The following is an 18,332-nucleotide window of genomic DNA, read 5'->3' on the forward strand; positions in this document are numbered from 1 at the left end:
TAGTCTTTGGGTGTGGCGGATCCGGCAACTTATCGACCGGCGCCCGGATCGATCCCTGAGTCGCCAGGCGTCTATCGCTTCCGCGACCCGGGCGGCCGGGTGATCTACGTGGGCAAGGCGAAGAGCCTGCGGCAGCGGCTCAACTCATACTTCGCGGACTTCGCCGGCCTGCACCCGCGGACGCAGACCATGCTGACGACCGCGGCGTCCGTGGACTGGACGGTGGTCGGCACCGAGGTCGAGGCGCTCCAGCTCGAATACTCCTGGATCAAGGAGTTCGACCCCCGGTTCAACGTCAAGTACCGCGACGACAAGTCGTACCCGTACCTGGCCGTGACGATGGGGGAGGACTTCCCCCGGGTGCAGGTGCTGCGCGGGGCCAAGCGGAAGGGCACCCGCTACTTCGGCCCCTACTCGCATGCCTGGGCCATCCGGGAGACCGTCGACCTGCTGCTGCGGGTCTTCCCCGTGCGGACGTGCTCGGCGGGGGTCTTCAAGCGGGCGGGGCAGATCGGGCGGCCCTGCCTGCTGGGATACATCGACAAGTGCTCCGCGCCCTGCGTGGGCCGGGTCACCCCCGAGGAGCACCGCGCCCTCGCCGAGGACTTCTGCGACTTCATGGCCGGCAACACCGGCCGCTTCATCAAGCGGCTGGAGCGCGAGATGCGCGAGGCGGCGGCTGTGGAGGAGTACGAGCGGGCCGCGCGGCTCCGCGACGACGTCCAGGCGCTGCAGCGGGCCCTGGAGAAGCAGACGGTCGTGCTCGGCGACGGCACCGACTGCGACGTGATCGCCCTCGCCGAAGACCCGCTCGAGGCGGCGATCCAGGTCTTCTACGTGCGTGGCGGCCGGATCCGCGGGCAGCGCGGCTGGGTGGTCGACAAGGTCGAGGAGGCCACCCCCGGCGAGCTGGTGGAGCAGTTCCTGCTCCAGATGTACGGCGAGGCGACGATCCCCCGCGAGATCCTCGTCCCGGCGCGCCCCCCGGACGAGGCCGCGCTGATCGAGCTGCTGAGCGAGCAGCGGGGTTCCCGCGTCGACCTGCGCGTTCCCCAGCGCGGTGACAAGAAGAGCCTCATGGAGACGGTGGAGCGCAACGCCAAGGAGTCGCTCGCCCAGCACAAGCTGCGCCGCGCGAGCGACCTGACCACGCGCAGCCGGGCTCTGCAGGAGATCGCCGACGCCCTCGATCTCGACCAGGCGCCGCTGCGGATCGAGTGCTACGACGTGTCGCACATCCAGGGCGAGAACGTCGTCGCCTCGATGGTGGTCTTCGAGGACGGCCTGGCCCGCAAGAGCGAGTATCGCCGCTTCTCCATCAGGACCGGGGAAGGCGACGTCGCTTCGATATACGAGGTCATCTGCCGGCGCTTCAAGCGCTACCTGGAGGAGCGGGCCGCGACGGGCGAGCTGGACGCGGGGACGGACGACGAGGCAGGGCGCGACGGGACAGGGCACGGCGGAGACGGGCACGGCGGGGACGGATACGACACGAACGGGTACGACGCGAACGGTTACGGCGCGGCCGGGCGCGGCGGCGCGGCGACGCCGATCGACCCGGAGACCGGCAGACCCCGCAAGTTCGCCTACCCGCCCAACCTCGTGGTGGTGGACGGCGGCCCGGCGCAGGCGGCGGCGGCCCAGCGCGCCCTGGACGAGCTCGGGATCGACGACATCGCGGTGTGCGGGCTGGCCAAGCGGCTGGAGGAGGTCTGGCTGCCCGGCGACGACCAGCCGGTGATCCTGCCGCGCAGCAGCGAGGGGCTTTACCTGTTACAGCGCGTCCGTGACGAAGCACATAGGTTCGCCATCACCTACCATCGGACGAAGAGGTCGAAATCGCTCAAGGAGAGCGCGCTCGACCACGTGCCGGGTTTGGGCCCGGCACGCCGTCAGGCCCTGCTGCGGCACTTCGGCTCGGTGAAGCGGCTGCGGGAGGCGAGCGCGGAGGAGATCCGCGAGGTCCCCGGCATCGGCCGCGCGACCGCCGAGGCGATCGTCGCGGCACTGCGCGGTGAGAGCCCGTCCCCCGCGGGGCAGGGGTCGTGAGGTGCTCACGCGAGCACCTCGGCAGGTCCCGCCCCCGGCCCCGGCCATGAGGCAGGGCGCAGTGGACAGGGCGCGGTGGGCAGGGTGCGGTGGGCAGGGCGCCGTGGGAGTCGCCCGGCGTGGCGGTGGCGCGATCAGATGAAGAGGTGTCATGCTCCGGCACCAGAGGTCCCTCCCGCGGGGAAGCGGCCCGACCCCCGGCGGGCGGGCCGGCCATCCCTGCGCGGGATGGCGGACGGGGCTGACATTGGGTGAGCGGACATGGGCGGCAAGGCGGTGAGCGGGCGATGAGCACGACTGAGCCGGCATTCGTGGTGATCACCGGAATGTCGGGGGCGGGGCGCAGCACCGCTGCGAAGGCTCTGGAGGACCTCGGCTGGTTCGTGATCGACAATCTGCCGCCGGGGCTGCTGTCCTCGCTCGCCGAGGAGGCGGGCCGGGTGAACATGGCGACCGACCGCGTCGCCGCCGTGGTCGACGTGCGCAGCCTCGCCTTCACCACCGACCTGAACGCGGCGATCGAGGAGCTCGACGGGCGCGGTGTCGGCGTCCGGGTGGTGTTCCTTGAGGCCAGCGACGAGGAACTGGTCCGCAGGTTCGAGAACGTCCGGCGTCCCCACCCCCTCCAGGGCGACGGGCGCCTCGTCGACGGCATCGACCGCGAGCGCGGCATCCTGCGCGAGGTCCGCGCCAACGCCGACCTCGTCCTCGACACGTCCCTGCTGAACGTCCACGAGCTCCGCAAGAAGATCGTCTCGTTCTTCGGCGGCGAGGACCGCCCGGGGCTGAAGGTGAACGTGGTGTCCTTCGGCTACAAGTACGGCCTGCCGGTCGACGCCGACCTCGTCGTGGACTGCCGGTTCCTGCCCAATCCCCATTGGGTGCCGGAACTGCGGCCCTTGAACGGGCTCGACGCCCCCGTGCGCGACTACGTGCTCAGTCAGCCCGGGGCCAAGGAGTTCCTCGACGGATACGAGGAGGTCTTCGGCGTCGTGGCCGCCGGATACGCGCGCGAGGGCAAGGGGTACGTCACTCTCGCGGTGGGCTGCACCGGAGGCAAGCACCGCAGCGTCGCGATGGCCGAGCAGCTCGGCGCGCGCCTGCGCGAGCGCGGCATGGACGTCCAGGTCAGCCACCGGGACACGGGCCGCGAGTGAGGGCCCCCGCCCGGGCCGCCGACGGGCGCGCGGACGCGACCGCGTCCGGCGAGTGCCGGCAGGCGCCGGGGCCGGGCCGATCGGCACGACATGAGCGCCACGGCTCCGCAGAGCGGTGCTCGCGGCGAGGCGAGGAGGACGATGAAGGACCCCGCCCCGGAAGAACCCGCAGACCCCTCCGTCCCCGATCCCCCGCGAAAGTCCCCTACCCCCGGCCAATCGATGCCTCCTCCCAACCCCGAGACCGCCGCGAGGGGCCCCAAAGTCGTCGCGCTCGGCGGCGGCCACGGCCTGTACGCCTCCCTGTCGGCCCTCAGGACCGTCACCGACGACCTGACGGCGGTGGTCACGGTCGCCGACGACGGCGGCTCCAGCGGGCGTCTCAGGCGCGAGCTGGGGGTTCTGCCGCCCGGTGACCTGCGGATGGCGCTCGCGGCCCTGTGCGGCGACGACGAGTGGGGTCAGACCTGGAGCGAGGTCGTCCAGCACCGTTTCAGGAGCGAGGGCGAACTGCACGGCCACGCCGTCGGCAACCTCCTCATCGTCGCGCTCTGGGAGCTTCTCGAAGACCCCGTGGTGGGCCTGGATTGGGTGGGCCGGCTGCTCGGCGCGCACGGCCGCGTGCTGCCCATGGCCTCCGTGCCGCTCGACATCCAGGCGGAGGTCGAGCTGGACGGGACGGTCACGACGGTGCGCGGGCAGGTCGCCTGCGCGCTGACGCCCGGGCGGGTGCGCTCGATCTCGCTGCTGCCGTCCGACCCGCCCGCCTGCCCCCAGGCGGTCGAGGCGATCGAGACGGCCGACTGGGTGGTGTTCGGGCCGGGCTCCTGGTTCACCAGCGTGCTGCCGCACCTGAAGGTGCCCGAGCTCGCCCGGGCGCTGCACGAGACGAGCGCGAGGCGGCTGGTGATCCTCAACCTCGCGCCGCAGGCGGGGGAGACCGACGGCTTCTCGCCCGAGCGGCACCTGGAGGTGCTTGGCGAGCACGCCCCCGCACTGGTCGTCGACGCGGTGATCGCCGACGGCGGTGTGGTCGCCGACCCGGGGGCGCTGGAGAAGGCGGCCGGGTCGATGGGCGGGCGGGTCGTTTTGGCCGATGTGGCCGCCCATGACGGATCTGCGCGGCACGACGGACCACGTCTTGCCGCTGTCCTGGATGAGATTTTCCGTGAGAAGCGGTGATTGCGTACTCACTCGGTGCGAGAGACTGACGGGCAGAGTCTGTCTGGGGGAGGACACGAGCTGATGGCCATGACGGGTGTGGTGAAAGACGAGCTGAGCCGCCTTCCGGTGCTCAAGCCCTGCTGCCGCAAGGCGGAGGTCTCGACGCTGCTGCGGTTCGCCAGCGGGCTGCACCTGGTGGGCGGGCGCATCGTGATCGAGGCCGAGCTCGACACCAACGCCACCGCCCGCAGGCTGATCAAGGACATCGGCGAGGTCTTCGGGCACAAGGCCGAGGTGCTGGTCCTGGCCCCCGCCGGTCTCCGCAAGGGCTCGCGCTACGTCGTGCGCGTCTACAAGGACGGCGAGGCGCTGGCCCGGCAGACCGGCCTCATCGACAACCACGGCCGGCCCGTACGCGGTCTGCCCCGGCAGGTCGTCTCCGGGGCCACCTGCGACGCCGAGGCGGCGTGGCGGGGCGCGTTCCTCGCGCACGGCTCGCTGACCGAGCCCGGCCGGTCGATGTCGCTGGAGGTGACCTGTCCCGGGCCGGAGGCGGCGCTGGCCCTGGTCGGCTCGGCCCGGCGGCTCAAGATCCACGCCAAGGCCCGCGAGGTGCGCGGCGTCGACCGCGTGGTCGTGCGCGACGGCGACGCGATCAGCGCTCTGCTGACCCGGCTCGGCGCCCACGACAGCGTGCTGGCCTGGGAGGAGCGGCGGATGCGCCGCGAGGTGCGGGCCACCGCCAACCGCCTGGCGAACTTCGACGACGCCAACCTGCGCAGGTCGGCCAGGGCCGCCGTCGCCGCCGGCGCGAGGGTGCAGCGGGCGCTGGAGATCCTCGGCGACGAGGCCCCTGAGCACCTGGTGATCGCCGGCCGGCTGCGGGTCGAGCACAAGCAGGCGTCGCTGGAGGAGCTCGGCCAGATCGCCGACCCGCCGCTGACCAAGGACGCCATCGCCGGGCGCATCCGGCGGCTGCTCGCGATGGCCGACAAGCGCGCCCAGGACCTGGGCATCGCCAACACCGAGGCGAACCTCACCGCGGACATGCTGGCGCAGTAGCGACCCGCTCGCCTGTCCCGGCCGCCGGGACCGCGCGCCGTGGCCGCCCTTCCTGCCGCGCCGCTCCTACCGCCGCCCGGCCCACCGCCTGATCGTGCGGCCGGGGGAGGGCCCGCGGAAGGAGTGCGGCGGCCGCGCCGCCACGGTCAGGGGAGGGCCGCGGAAGGGGTGTGGCGGGGCCGCCGCGGCACGGGAAGGACCCGCTCACCGGCTCGTCCGGCCTGACACGCCGTCAAAGCGTGGCCCGGTGGTCTACACCAATTTGGGTCCGATAAGGTCTGTCATTGAGGTTTAACACAGCCCTGGCGCCGGTACCCGGCGCACGACGTACGAGGAGATCGGATCCGTGAGCATCCGCGTAGGCGTCAACGGCTTCGGCCGTATCGGCCGCAACTTCTGGCGCGCTGTGGCGGCCAGCGGCAAGGACATCGAGGTCGTCGCCGTCAACGACCTCACCGACAACGCCACGCTGGCCCACCTGCTGAAGTACGACAGCATCCTGGGCCGCCTGCCGTACGAGGTGAAGGCCTCGGCGGACGAGATCACCGTTGACGGCAAGGCGATCAAGGCGTTCGCCGAGCGCGACCCCGCCAAGCTGCCCTGGGGCGACCTCGGCGTGGACGTCGTCGTCGAGTCGACCGGTCTGTTCACCGACGCCACCAAGGCCAAGGTGCACGCCGACAACGGCGCGAAGAAGGTCATCATCTCCGCTCCGGCGAAGAACGAAGACGTCACGATCGTCATGGGCGTGAACCACGAGAAGTACGACGCGGCCGCTCACACGATCATCTCCAACGCCTCCTGCACCACCAACTGCCTGGCCCCGATGGCCAAGGTCATCAACGACACCTTCGGTATCGAGAAGGGTCTGATGACGACCATCCACGCCTACACGCAGGACCAGAACCTGCAGGATGGCCCGCACAAGGACCTGCGCCGCGCCCGCGCCGCCGCGCTGAACATCGTCCCGACCTCCACCGGCGCCGCCAAGGCCATCGGCCTGGTCCTGCCGGAGCTGAAGGGCAAGCTCGACGGCTACGCGCTGCGCGTGCCGATCCCGACGGGCTCGGCCACCGACCTCACGGTCGAGGTCGGCCGCGAGACCACCGTCGAGGAGGTCAACGCCGCGCTCAAGGCCGCCGCCGAGGGCTACCTCAAGGGCTACCTCAGCTACACCGAGGACGAGATCGTCTCCAGCGACATCGTCACCGACCCGTCGTCCTGCATCTTCGACGCCGGCCTCACCAAGGTCATCGGCAACCAGGTCAAGGTCGTCGGCTGGTACGACAACGAGTGGGGCTACTCCAACCGCCTCGTCGACCTCATCGAGTACGTGGGCGCCTCCCTCTGATGATCGGGATCGACGAGCTCGACGTGAAGGGCCGGCGCGTGTTCGTGCGCGCCGACCTCAACGTCCCCCTCGACGGGGAGACGATCACCGACGACGGTCGCATCCGGGCGTCGGTGCCGACGATCAAGAAGCTGGTCGAGCGCGGCGCGAAGGTCGTCGTCGCCGCCCACCTCGGCCGTCCCAAGGGCTCCGTCACGCCGAAGTACTCGCTCGCCCCGGTCTCCCGGCGGCTGGCCGAGCTGCTCGGCGAGGACGTGGCGTTCGCCACCGACGTGGTCGGCGAGTCCGCGCAGAGCGTGGTGGCGGGCCTGCAGGACGGGCAGGTCGCCCTCCTGGAGAACCTGCGCTTCGAGCCGGGCGAGGAGTCCAAGGACGACGCGGTCAGGAGCGAGTTCGCCGGCAAGCTGGCCGCCCTCGCCGAGCTCTACGTCGGCGACGGCTTCGGCGCGGTGCACCGCAAGCACGCCAGCGTCTACGACCTGCCCAAGCGGCTGCCGCACGCGGCGGGCGACCTGGTCCTCGCCGAGGTCGAGGTGCTGCGCAAGCTCACCGAGGACCCGGCCAGGCCGTACGTCGTCGTGCTGGGCGGCGCGAAGGTCTCCGACAAGCTCGGCGTGATCGCGAACCTGCTGTCCAAGGTGGACCGCCTGCTCATCGGCGGCGGCATGGCCTACACGTTCCTGAAGTCCCAGGGGCACGAGGTCGGCAAGTCGCTGCTGCAGGAGGACCAGATCGACCAGGTCAAGGGCTTCCTCGAAGAGGCGGCCTCGCGCGGGGTCGAGCTGGTGCTGCCGGTGGACGTGCTGGCCGCCACCGAGTTCGGCGCCGACGCGCCGTACGAGGTCGTGGACACCACCGCGATCCCGGCCGACCGCGAGGGCCTGGACATCGGCCCCCGCACCCGGGTGCTGTTCGCCTCGAAGCTGGCCGACGCTCAGACCGTGTTCTGGAACGGCCCGATGGGCGTGTTCGAGTTCGACGCGTTCTCCGGCGGCACCCGTGCGGTGGCCGAGGCGCTGGTGAACTCCAAGGCGTTCACCGTGGTCGGCGGCGGCGACTCGGCGGCGGCCGTGCGCAGGCTCGGCCTGCCCGAGGACGGCTTCTCGCACATTTCCACCGGTGGCGGCGCGAGCCTCGAGTACCTCGAAGGCAAGACGCTGCCCGGACTCGCGGCGCTGGAGGAGTAGATGGCTCGCAAGCCGCTGTTCGCCGGCAACTGGAAGATGAACCTCAACCACCTCGAGGCCATCAACCTGGTGCAGAAGCTGGCGTTCACGCTGACCGACCGCGACTACGACAAGGCGGATGTCGCGGTCATCCCGCCGTTCACCGACCTGCGCAGCGTGCAGACGCTCGTGGACGCCGACAAGCTGCGCATCGTCTACGGCGCGCAGGACCTGTCGGCGCAGGACTCCGGGGCGTACACCGGGGAGATCTGCGGGAGCATGCTGAGCAAGCTCGGCTGCACGTACGTGCTGGTGGGGCACTCGGAGCGGCGGGAGTACCACGGCGAGGCCGAGGCGCTGTGCAACGCCAAGGTCAAGGCCGCCTTCCGGCACTCGCTGACGCCCATCCTGTGCATCGGCGAGGGGCTGCCGGTGCGCCAGGAGGGCCGCCACGTCGAGCACACGCTGGCGCAGCTCGACGGTGCGCTGGAGGGCGTGCCCGCCGAGCAGGTGAAGACCATCGTGATCGCTTATGAGCCGGTCTGGGCGATCGGCACCGGCGAGGTCGCCACGCCGAAGGACGCCCAGGAGGTGTGCGGCGCAATCAGGACGCGACTCGCCGAGCTTTACGGTGACGATGTGGCCTCTGTTGTCCGTATCCTTTACGGTGGCTCGGTGAAGTCGGGCAACGTCGCCGGCATCATGGCGGAGGCCGACATCGACGGCGCTCTCGTGGGAGGGGCCAGCCTCGACGCGGGAGAATTCGCCAAGATCTGCCGATTTGGCGAGACCGCCGGCTAGCTGAGCCGTTTGGGGGGTGCGACTTGACACCAGGACGTACCCTCGAAGAACACAATTGAATCGTCACGCCGATGGCATCGTGCACACGCGTCGTGCACGCCCGGACATAGGAACAGGTCTACGGTGACAATCGGAATCTCCATCGCCCTCATCCTGTCGAGCGCTCTGATGGTGCTGCTCGTCCTGCTCCACAAGGGCAAGGGCGGCGGCCTGTCCGACCTGTTCGGAGGCGGGTTCTCGTCCTCCTTCGGCGGTTCGTCGGTGGTGGAGCGCAACCTGGACCGCCTCACCATCATCACCGGCATCGTCTGGTTCGTCTGCATCATCGCGCTGGGCTTTCTGCTCAAGCCGTAGCGGACGGCCTCCGGCCACGCGTGACAGAGATTCACCTCCCCCCGTCCGCGGGGCGATCGAGCAAGGAGTTCATCGGTGGGTAGTGGCAACGCGATCCGTGGCAGCCGAGTCGGCGCCGGCCCCATGGGAGAGGCCGAACGCGGCGAGGCCGCCCCCCGTGTGCGGGTCTCGTTCTGGTGCGCGAACATGCACGAGACGCGCCCGAGCTTCGCCAGCGACGCGGCCGTCCCCGAGTTCTGGGACTGCCCGCGGTGCGGGCTGCCGGCCGGGCAGGACCAGTCGAGCCCGCCTGCTCCGCCGAAGAACGAGCCGTACAAGACGCACCTCGCGTACGTGAAGGAGCGTCGCAGCGACAAGGACGGCGCGCAGATCCTCGCCGAGGCGCTGGAGCGGCTGCGCTCCTCCTCCCGCCCGATCTACTGAGGGCTTCTCGGTCAGGGCCCTTCCCCGCTGCCGGCGGGGAAGGGCCCTGACGTTTTTCCCGCGTCGGTCGTGCCGTGGACATCGGTGAGTGTGAGCGGGGCGCGATGCACTGCGTCCGTCTTCACGCCATGTGCGCCTGGACGTGCCTCGGCTGCGCACCCGCCGCTCAGGGCCCGCAGGGCCGTCACGGATGCGCCGGCTCACGGTTCGCGGAGCGGTACACAGCCGTGGCGATGTGGGTGAACGAGCGGATCAGCGGGTTGGCGTCGGCGCTGTTCCAGGCGAGGACGAGGCGGCTGGGCGGCATGTCGGCCAGCGGCACCGACGTGAGCCCCTCGGGCAGCGCGTGGGCCGCCGGCGCCAGCCCGACCGTGCCGTTCCACAAGACGGCCTGCAGGCACTCGTGGACGGTGCGCACCACCGGGCCGTCCCTGAGCTCGCCGCCGGGCGTGACGGCGTTCCAGTAGGCGCGCCAGACGGGATCGGTGCCGTCGGGCAGGCAGAACCAGGGGCGATCGGCGAGATCGCTCAGCCGCAGCATCTCGCGGCGGGCGAGCGGATCGTCGGCCCGCAGGACCACCCCCATGGGGTCGGAGCGCAGCAGGCGGGTGGTGATCCCGGTGTCGTCGAACGGCTCCCTGGTGAGCGCGACGTCGACGAGGCCGGCCCGAAGGCCCGTGGTCGGATCGGTGAAGTCGGCCTCACGGACGCGGACCCGGACTGCGGGATGACGCCGGCGGAAGGCCGCGGCGATCTGGGCTCCGGCTTGTTCGGCGCTGTCCGCGAGAGTGCCGATGGTCAGGGTGGCGGCGCCGGCCGCGGCGGCGACCCGGGCGCGCACCCGTTCGGCCTGCTACAGCAGTGCGCGTGCCTCGTCGTAGAGCGCGGCGCCGGCGGCGGTCGGCGTGACGCCGGTGGGCGACCGGTGCAGCAGGAGGGCGCCGAGGTCGGTCTCCAGTTGCCGGACGGCGCGGCTCAGCGGCGGCTGGGTCATGTGGAGGCGTGCGGCGGCCCGCCCGAAGTGACGCTCCTCGGCGACCGCCACGAAGTAGCGCAGCGAGCGTAGATCCATCACCGGCGACGATACCGGCACGGTATCGGGCGTGCGCAACCGGTGTTGGACGCTGCGGAACATCCCGTAATGGACTGGAGCGGCCCGATTGTCAGTCTTTCCGAAGAGTGGACGTCATGTCTGAACACGTGCTGCCCGAGCCCGTCGTACGGATCGAGGAGGTGCGGGAGCTCGCCCGCGACCTGGTGGTGATCCCCAATCGCCGGGTGCAGCTGGTGCCCAACATCGGTGTCATCGGCGGCACGCACTCCGTGCTGGTCGTCGAGACCGGAATGGGCCCGCGCAACGCCGAGACCGTGCTCGGGTTCGCGGCGGAGTACGCGGCGGGCCGCAGGCTGTACCTGACCACGACGCACTTCCACCCCGAGCACGCGTTCGGGGCGCAGGTGTTCGCCGGGCAGGCGACGTTCCTGGTCAACCGGGCGCAGGCCGAGGACCTGGCGGCGAAGGGGGCCGCCTACCTCGACATGTTCAGAGGGCTCGGCGAACCGGTCGCGCGACAGCTGGAGGGCGTCGAGATCGCCACCCCGGACGTCGTCTACGACGACGCGTACGACCTCGACCTGGGCGGCCGGGTGGTGCGGCTGCGGGCCACGGGCCGGGCGCACAGCAGGGGCGACCAGGTGATCACCGTCCCCGACGCCGGGGTGATGTTCACCGGCGATCTCGTGGAGGCCGGGCAGTTCGCCATCTTCCCCTGGTTCCCCCCGCACGACACCGACGTGTCCGGCACCCGGTGGATCAGCGTGATGCGGCGGCTGGCCGGCGCGTCGCCGCGGGTGGTGGTGCCGGGCCACGGCGACGTCGGCGGCCCGCAGCTGCTCGCCGACGTCCGCGACTACCTCGAACTGCTGCGCGACGAGACCTGGGCGCGCCGGGACTCGGCCGTGGGCGAGCAGACGATCGTCGAAGAGGTCAGGGCCGTCATGATCGAGCGGCACCCGGAGTGGGCCGGCCGGGAATGGATCGAGAAGGGCGTCGGCTGCCTGTGCGCCGAGCACCCCGCATGACGCGGGCGGCCGGCCCGCCTGAGGTTCACCCGGAGGCGCTCGTCCCGGTCACCCGTGCACCTGCTCGCCGTCGAGGAACGTCATGACGACCTCGGTCGTCCAGATGTCCTTGGGATCGAGGGCGAAGGGGTCGCGGTCGAGCACGACGAGGTCGGCCGGGCGGCCCTCCTCGATCACCCCGGCGGGGGAGCGGTTGATCCAGGCCGAGCCCTCGGTGTAGGCCGTCATGATGGTCCGCAGGTCGAGGCTCTGCTCGGGCAGGAACGGGGTCTGGGCCGTGGGGTACGTCGCGTGGACGGAACCGCCCGGCTCGGTGCGGTTGACCGCCACGTGCATGGCCTCCAGGGGGTTCGCCGAGGAGACCGGCCAGTCCGAGCCCCCGGCGAAGCGGGTGCCGTGCCGTACGAGGTCGGCGAAGGGGTACTGCCAGGAGGCGCGTTCCTCCCCGAGGTAGGGGATGCAGAGCTCGTCCATCTGCAGGTGGTGCGTGGCCCACAGCGCCTGGAGGTTGGCCGTCACGCCCAGCTCGGCGAAGCGGGGCACGTCCTGCGGCGTGATGATCTGCACGTGTGCGATGTGGTGCCGGTTGGCGGGGTCGGTGCCGGTCAGCGCGTCGAGCGCCTCGCGCACGGCCCGCTCGCCGATGGCGTGGAAGTGCACCTGGAAGCCCAGGGCGTCGAGCTCCTTGACGTATCCGCCGAGCAGGGCCGGGTCGATGTACGACAGGCCGGTGCCGCCGCAGCGGCAGTAGGGCTCGATGACGGCGGCGGTGAAGTTCTCCGGGATGCCGTCCTGCATGATCTTGATCGAGGTCGCGCGGAACCGGTCCAGGCCCGCGGCGGACGCGCGCCGTTCGACCAGGCTCGGGATCTGCTCGGCGCCCTGCGCGCGGTCCCACCACAGGGCGCCGACCACGCGCGCCTTCAGCCGCCCGGAGGAGGCCGCGGAGATGTAGGTGGGCAGCTGGTCGTCCGACCCGGCGTACGACCCGACGATGGCGTCCTGCCAGCCGGTGATGCCCAGTGAGAACAGGTGGGCCTGCGCGTCCATCAGGGCGGCGTCGACATCGGCCGGGGACGGGCGGGGGGTGAGCAGGCCGACGAGGTCCATGGCGCCCTCGTGCAGCACGCCGCTAGGCGTGCCGTCCGGGTCGCGCTCGATGCGGCCGTCCGCGGGGTCGGGGGTGTCCTTCGTGATGCCGGCGAGCTCCAGAGCCCGCGTGTTGACCCAGGCGGCGTGGTGGTCGCGCTGCACGAAGTACGCCGGCCGGTCGAGGAAGTCGAGCTGGGACCGGTGGGGGAGGCCGCCGGGGAAGGCCGACATGTCCCAGCCGCCGCCGTCGATCCACTCCTTGCCCGGATTCCCGGCGGCATAGGCGGCGATCTTCGCGGTGTAGGCGTCGAGCCCGTACACCTCGGCCAGGTCGCACTTGGCCCGCTCCAGCCCCGCCTGCACGGGGTGGATGTGGGCGTCGGTGAACCCCGGCGTCAGCAGGCCGCCGCCGAGGTCCACCGGCTCGGCGTCCGGCGCCAGCCGTACGAGGTCGGATTCGGCGCCCACGGCGGCGATGACGCCGTCGCGGACGAGGACCGCCTCGGCGAACCCGCTGGGGACGAAGGCGCGGCCGCCGCGGAACAGGAGGGAGGAGCTCACAAATCAGCCTTTCAGTGCCCAGTGATCTTGTCGGCGATCCTGGCCAGTACGGACGTCCTGGTCATGCCCCTGCGCTCCCGGGCGTCGGCCAGGCGGTAGAGACGGTACATCGAGTGGACGCCGAGCCAGCGCAGGGGCTCGGGCTCCCAGGCGCGCACCCGCCGGTCCACCCACGGCATCCGGGTCAGGTCGGTGTCGCGGCGCAGCACCAGGTCGCACAGCGTGCGCCCGGCGAGGTTGGTGGTGGTCACGCCGTGGCCCGTGTAGCCGCCCGCCCAGCCGAGACCGGTCGCCGGGTCCACGTGGACGGCCGAGCACCAGTCGCGCGGCACGCCGAGCACGCCCGACCAGGCGTGCTCCACCCTCGACCCCGCGACGGCGGGGAAGAAGGAGACCAGCAGGTCCCACAGGGCGTCCACGGTCCAGTCGTGCGTGTGCCCCCGCTCGTCGACCCTCGACCCGTACAGGTAGGGCCGGCCGCGCCCGCCGAAGGCGATGCGGTCGTCGGCCGTCCGCTGGGCGTACATGTAGTAGTGCGCCATGTCGCCGAGCAGCTCGCGGCCCTTCCAGCCGATCTCCGCCCAGACCCCCTCGGGCAGCGGCTCGGTGACGATCATGGAGCTGTTCATGGGCAGCCAGTCGCGGTGGTGACCGGCGATGGTGGCCGTGAATCCCTCGGTGCAGCGCAGCACGTGGTCCGCCCGCACGGTCCCGTACGGCGTGACGGCCCGGCCGGGCGCGATCTCGGTGACGGGGGTCTGTTCGCAGATCTCGACGCCCAGGTCCCGTACGGCCCGCGCGAGGCCCCGGACGAGCTTGGCCGGCTGGATCCTGGCGCAGTGCGGGCTCCAGGTGGCCCCGGTGGCTCCCGCGACCCGCAGCCGGTCGTCCATCTCGTCGCGGGTCAGCAGCCGGACGTCGGCGGCGTCCCAGCCCCAGGCGCGCTGGCCCGTCAGCTCCTCGCGCAGTCGCAGGTCCTGCGCCGGGCCGCGGGCGACGGTGAACAGGCCGCCCTTGACGATGTCCGCGTCGATGCCCTCGTCGCCGGCGACGCGGATGACCTCGTCGACGGCCTCGAACATGGCGCGCTGCAGCCGCCTGGCCCCGTCCCGTCCGTGGGTCTTCGCGTACCGCTCGGGTGAACCGGCCAGCGCGCCGGTCAGCCAGCCGCCGTTGCGTCCCGACGCGCCGAACCCGGCGAACTCCTTCTCCAGCACGACGACCCGCAGCGACGGGTCGGCCTTCTTCAGGTAGTAGGCGGTCCACAGCCCGGTGTAGCCCGCGCCGACCACGGCCACGTCGGCCTGCAGGTCGCCGCCCAGGGGCTCTCCGGGCGCGGGCACCCCCAGCGACCGATACCAGAAGGACACCTCACCGTTGACGAAACCGGGGGACAGAGGAGCGGTCATGGCGCACATCCTGCTATATCCGTGCTTGCCTCGCCATTCGGCGACGGATGCCGTGGAGATTCAGCGGAACACATGCGGATAACCGTAGTCGTAACGTGGCGCATCGACAGGAAACGATCGGCTCACCGCCGTGTAGCAGGCGTGTAACAGCGCTCCGGCACGCTGAAGACCAGCGCAACGGAGGGGAGCGGGTAGCGATGGGATTCTTCCGGATCCGTACGACCGTGGACGAGCGGCCCGGGCGGCTGGCGTCGCTGGCGACCGCCCTGGCCGACAAGGGCGGCAACATCCTGGGCCTGTCGGTGCAGCCCGACACAGACGGCACGGTCGACGAGTTCGTCACGGACATCCCCGCCTCCCCCGAGGCCGTACGCGAGGCGCTGGAGGCCGCGGGCGGGCGGCGGGTGCGGATCGTGCCCGCCACCGCCCACGAACTGACCGACGAGCCGACGCGTACGCTGCTGCTCGCCGCCCGGCTGCGCTCGGCCCCCTGGCGCCTGCCGGAGATCCTGGGCGAACTGCTGCGCGCCGACGACGCCCGCTGGGTGTACGGCGCGAGCGCAGCACAGTCGCGTAGCGAGGACGGCGACCGAACCGAGGGGGAGGCTCTGGAACTGCCCGACCCGACCCTGCTCGTGGTTCCCGTGGCGCCGCGGCGGTCGATCCGGCTGCGCCGCTCCGGGCTCCCGTTCACCCTGACCGAGGCGGCCCGCGCCGCCGCGATGGTGAGGCTGGCACAGCCGCCGGCGGAGCCGTCCGCGGCCGAGGGGCCGGTGCGGCTCGCCGACGGCGCTGAGGTGCAGGTCAAGCCGCTCACCTCGCTCTATCGCGAGGCGCTGCGCGACCTGCACGAGCGCTGTTCACCCGAGACCCGCAGGTTCCGCTACTTCACCGCCAACCCCACCCTGCCGCCGCGCATGTTCGACCGGTTGTGCGACCGGGCCCGCGGCCACTCGCTCGTCGCGGGGCACGACGGCCAGGTCGTCGCGCTCGCGTCGTTGATGTTCACCGCGGACCCGGGCATCGCGGAGATCGCCTTCCTCGTGGAGGACCGCTGGCAGGGCCGGGGGCTCGGCGGCCGGCTGGCCCGCATGCTCCTCGCCCAGGCCAGGGACCTCGGCTTCGCCGAGGTGCGGGCGACCCTCCTGTACGACAACACGCGCATGCGCAGGCTCTTGAGCTCCCTCGGCGCGACGCTCTCCCACACCGAGGACCCCGGTGTGATGGAGGGGCGGATCGCCGTGGGCGTGATGGCGACGGCATCCCCGAGCTGACGTCATCACGGGTGATCCTCCTGGTCCGGTGTAGCTCAGGGCATCGGACCAGGACGGGTCGCCGTGGCCGGCCCTCGCTCACCGTCCGGGACCGAGCACCGGGCGGCTGCCGACGACCTGTTTCATGACGAGGGTGGATGTCAGCCGCTGGATGCCGGGAAGCGTGGCGAGGTGGTCGTCTTCCAGGCGTTGATAGGCGGCGAGGTCGGCGGTGAGGACGCGGAGAAGGTAGTCGGGGTCGCCGAACAGGCGTTGCGCCTGGACGACCTCGGGGATCTCGGCGACGGCCTTCTCGAAGCCCAGGAGGGTGTCGCGGTCTTCCTGCCGCATCGTCACGAAGACGAGAGCCTGGAAGGGCAGCCCGACGGCTTCGGGGTCGACGATCGCCCGGTAGCCGCGGATGATCTTGGCGCGCTCCAGTTCGCGAAGTCTGCGGTGGCAGGGCGACACGCTCAGCCCGACGCGTGCGGCGAGTTCGGTGACAGTGAGGCGGCCGTCTTCCTGCAGCACGGCAAGGATTTTCCGGTCGATGGCGTCCACGAGGTGGATCCTTCTATTCCGGTGCCGGTACGTGCAAGAAGTCGGCACCATTTCCCGGCTGTTCGCAGGTAGTTTCCTCGCAGAATTCGTTCTCCGAGGAGAGATCCCATGCCCGTCGGCTCCATCGCCGCTTTCTTCGGCGTCGCCCTGCTGCTCATCGTCGTGCCGGGAGCGGACTGGGCGTTCACTCTCGGCGCGGGACTGCGCGGCGAATCCGTCGCCCCGGCCGTGGCCGGCCTCGTGCTCGGCTACGCGGGCATGACCGTCGTCGTCGCGGCCGGCGTCGGCGCCCTGGTCGCGGAGAATCCCGCGGCGCTCACGGCGCTGACCGTCCTCGGCGGCGGCTACCTGGTGTGGCAGGGCGCACGGGCGGCCGCCTCGCCTTCCGGGCCCGTCGTCACGCCTGTGGAGTCGCGGGCACGGGCGAAGACGGGCTGGGCGACGCTCGCGCGGGGCGCCGGAGTCAGCGGACTCAACCCCAAGGGCCTGCTCATATTCGTCGCCCTGCTCCCGCAGTTCACCAGCCCTGACCGAGACTGGCCGATGCCCGTCCAGATGGGTGTCCTGGGCCTGGTGTTCATGGTCACCTGCGCCGTGTTCTATTTCGCCCTCGGCTCGGTGACACGGACGATTCTGATTTCCCGGCCCGCGACGGCACGGGCCGTGGGACGGCTGTCCGGCGCCGGAATGGTCATCGTCGGCGTTCTCCTGGTTGTGGAGAGGATCGGCGGTTGAAAGACATCGCCGGTGGCGGTGGAGCGTGGCGGGGAATTCAGGTACAGGTGGTCTGTGGACTTCGACGAGGCGGCCGACCGGCTCTACGGCGTGATACCCGAGGAGTTCACCGCGGCCCGCGACGCGCTCGCCAAGGAGGCGAAAGCCGGCGGTGACGGCGCGCTGGCCAAGCGGATCAAGGCGCTGCGCAAGCCCACCGTGGTCGCCTGGGCGATCAACCAGTCGTCCCGGCGTGAAGGGGAACTGGATCCGCTGCTCGATCTGGGCCGGCGGCTGCGGGAGGCGTGGCAGGCCCAGGACGCCGACGCGCTGGCCGAGGCGGGCCGCGGACGCACCCCGCTCATCTCCCGCCTCATCCGGGCCGTACGGGAGGCCGCCGAGGCGGCAGGGCATCCGTTGTCCCCGTCCGCCGACCTGGAGATCGAGCAGACCCTCGACGCCGCCGTGGTGGACGAGGACGCGGCCGAGCAGGTGCGCCGGGGCCGCCTGACCCGCCCCCTCAGTTACAGCGGCTTCACCCCCGCCCCCGTCGTACGGCCCGCCCCCGCCCGGACCGCGAAGGCCGAGCCCAAGCCGCGTGCGGCGAAGGGCGGCGGGAAGACCGTCGCGGCGCCGTCCGAGGCCGGGCGCGAGCCCGAACGCCGGGCCGCCGAGGAGGAACGCGAGAAGGCCCGTAAGGCGGAGCGCGAACGGCGCATCGCGGAACTGCAGAACGCCCTCGCCGAGGCCGAGCGGGCCGCGCAGGAGGCGCAGCGGGGCCGCGCCGACTGGGAGGCCGAGTGGACGGAGGCCGAACGCGAGCACGAGCGGCGCACGGCAAAGGTCGAGGCGCTGACGGCCAAGCTGGCCAAGGCCAGGGACAAGCTGAACGCGGCCGGACACCGGCTTGAGGTCGCCCGCCGCGAGGAGACGAACGCCGAACGCGCCGCCCGGTCCGCCCGACTGCGCGCCGACCAGGCCCGCGCCGCCCTCGACGAGGCCCGCTCAGGCCCCCAGTAGTGAAGGCCCGGCGGGGAGGAGCGGAGCGGGCTTCGCGAGGACCGGAGCTTCCGGCCGGCGCAGTGAACGTCCACAAGGGGCGACGCTGCCTCACCGTGGTGACCTCTCATACC

18 protein-coding genes are annotated in these 18,332 nt (G+C 71.6%); 13 read left to right on the plus strand and 5 right to left on the minus strand.

Annotated features, from left to right (window positions below; genetic code table 11):
- Positions 1-12 precede the first annotated feature (12 nt).
- The 9 genes from uvrC to ACIBK1_RS12655 all read left to right on the plus strand — a co-directional run bounded on the left by uvrC (position 13) and on the right by ACIBK1_RS12655 (position 9,527).
- Positions 13-2,049, plus strand: a complete 2,037-nt coding sequence (gene uvrC, locus ACIBK1_RS12615; RefSeq protein ID WP_396734531.1) for an excinuclease ABC subunit UvrC — start codon at positions 13-15, stop codon at positions 2,047-2,049.
- A gap of 287 nt (positions 2,050-2,336) precedes the next feature.
- On the plus strand, positions 2,337-3,206 hold the full coding sequence (gene rapZ / locus ACIBK1_RS12620) for an RNase adapter RapZ (RefSeq protein ID WP_030507329.1): 870 nt from the start codon (positions 2,337-2,339) through the stop codon (positions 3,204-3,206).
- A 222-nt stretch (positions 3,207-3,428) separates the two neighbouring features.
- Positions 3,429-4,388, plus strand: a complete 960-nt coding sequence (locus tag ACIBK1_RS12625) for a gluconeogenesis factor YvcK family protein (protein ID WP_051761547.1) — start codon at positions 3,429-3,431, stop codon at positions 4,386-4,388.
- Positions 4,389-4,451: 63 nt separating this feature from the next.
- Positions 4,452-5,432 (plus strand): DNA-binding protein WhiA, encoded by a 981-nt coding sequence (gene whiA / locus ACIBK1_RS12630; RefSeq protein ID WP_030507327.1) that lies wholly within the window; start codon positions 4,452-4,454, stop codon positions 5,430-5,432.
- Positions 5,433-5,778: 346 nt separating this feature from the next.
- Positions 5,779-6,783, plus strand: a complete 1,005-nt coding sequence (gene gap, locus ACIBK1_RS12635) for a type I glyceraldehyde-3-phosphate dehydrogenase (protein WP_030507326.1) — start codon at positions 5,779-5,781, stop codon at positions 6,781-6,783.
- Positions 6,783-7,970, plus strand: coding sequence for a phosphoglycerate kinase (locus ACIBK1_RS12640; protein WP_396734534.1), 1,188 nt, complete (start codon positions 6,783-6,785; stop codon positions 7,968-7,970). Before gap ends, ACIBK1_RS12640 begins: the two co-directional genes overlap by 1 nt.
- Positions 7,971-8,750 (plus strand): triose-phosphate isomerase, encoded by a 780-nt coding sequence (gene tpiA, locus ACIBK1_RS12645; protein WP_030507324.1) that lies wholly within the window; start codon positions 7,971-7,973, stop codon positions 8,748-8,750.
- A 123-nt stretch (positions 8,751-8,873) separates the two neighbouring features.
- Positions 8,874-9,104, plus strand: a complete 231-nt coding sequence (secG, locus tag ACIBK1_RS12650) for a preprotein translocase subunit SecG (RefSeq protein WP_030507323.1) — start codon at positions 8,874-8,876, stop codon at positions 9,102-9,104.
- Between the two features lie 75 nt (positions 9,105-9,179).
- Positions 9,180-9,527 (plus strand): RNA polymerase-binding protein RbpA, encoded by a 348-nt coding sequence (locus ACIBK1_RS12655; protein ID WP_076441469.1) that lies wholly within the window; start codon positions 9,180-9,182, stop codon positions 9,525-9,527.
- A gap of 184 nt (positions 9,528-9,711) precedes the next feature.
- Here the strand turns inward: ACIBK1_RS12655 and ACIBK1_RS12660 are convergent, their stop codons facing one another.
- Positions 9,712-10,368 (minus strand): LysR family substrate-binding domain-containing protein, encoded by a 657-nt coding sequence (locus ACIBK1_RS12660; protein ID WP_396734538.1) that lies wholly within the window; start codon positions 10,366-10,368, stop codon positions 9,712-9,714.
- 12 nt (positions 10,369-10,380) lie between these two features.
- On the minus strand, positions 10,381-10,599 hold the full coding sequence (locus ACIBK1_RS12665) for a LysR family transcriptional regulator (protein ID WP_396734541.1): 219 nt from the start codon (positions 10,597-10,599) through the stop codon (positions 10,381-10,383).
- Between the two features lie 116 nt (positions 10,600-10,715).
- Here ACIBK1_RS12665 and ACIBK1_RS12670 point away from each other — a divergent pair, with 116 nt between their 5' ends.
- Entirely contained in the window at positions 10,716-11,609 is an 894-nt protein-coding gene (locus ACIBK1_RS12670; protein ID WP_396724370.1) for an MBL fold metallo-hydrolase, read from the plus strand.
- A 48-nt stretch (positions 11,610-11,657) separates the two neighbouring features.
- Here ACIBK1_RS12670 and ACIBK1_RS12675 read toward each other — a convergent pair whose 3' ends face one another.
- Positions 11,658-13,262, minus strand: coding sequence for an amidohydrolase (locus ACIBK1_RS12675; RefSeq protein ID WP_396734544.1), 1,605 nt, complete (start codon positions 13,260-13,262; stop codon positions 11,658-11,660).
- A gap of 11 nt (positions 13,263-13,273) precedes the next feature.
- Complete coding sequence (locus ACIBK1_RS12680) at positions 13,274-14,671, minus strand: NAD(P)/FAD-dependent oxidoreductase (RefSeq protein WP_396734547.1); 1,398 nt, start codon at positions 14,669-14,671, stop codon at positions 13,274-13,276.
- A 197-nt stretch (positions 14,672-14,868) separates the two neighbouring features.
- On the opposite strand from ACIBK1_RS12680, the gene ACIBK1_RS12685 reads away from it, so the two are divergent.
- Positions 14,869-15,945 (plus strand): GNAT family N-acetyltransferase, encoded by a 1,077-nt coding sequence (locus ACIBK1_RS12685; RefSeq protein ID WP_030507317.1) that lies wholly within the window; start codon positions 14,869-14,871, stop codon positions 15,943-15,945.
- A 78-nt stretch (positions 15,946-16,023) separates the two neighbouring features.
- Here the strand turns inward: ACIBK1_RS12685 and ACIBK1_RS12690 are convergent, their stop codons facing one another.
- Positions 16,024-16,485, minus strand: coding sequence for an Lrp/AsnC family transcriptional regulator (locus ACIBK1_RS12690; RefSeq protein WP_030507316.1), 462 nt, complete (start codon positions 16,483-16,485; stop codon positions 16,024-16,026).
- A gap of 108 nt (positions 16,486-16,593) precedes the next feature.
- On the opposite strand from ACIBK1_RS12690, the gene ACIBK1_RS12695 reads away from it, so the two are divergent.
- Both ACIBK1_RS12695 and ACIBK1_RS12700 read left to right on the plus strand, forming a co-directional pair.
- Complete coding sequence (locus ACIBK1_RS12695) at positions 16,594-17,220, plus strand: LysE family translocator (RefSeq protein ID WP_030507315.1); 627 nt, start codon at positions 16,594-16,596, stop codon at positions 17,218-17,220.
- Between the two features lie 54 nt (positions 17,221-17,274).
- On the plus strand, positions 17,275-18,219 hold the full coding sequence (locus ACIBK1_RS12700; protein WP_051761546.1) for a hypothetical protein: 945 nt from the start codon (positions 17,275-17,277) through the stop codon (positions 18,217-18,219).
- The last annotated feature ends 113 nt before the right edge of the window (positions 18,220-18,332 follow it).

The sequence above is a fragment of the Microbispora rosea genome (assembly GCF_044460045.1).
In the GTDB taxonomy this organism is placed as follows: domain Bacteria; phylum Actinomycetota; class Actinomycetes; order Streptosporangiales; family Streptosporangiaceae; genus Microbispora; species Microbispora rosea.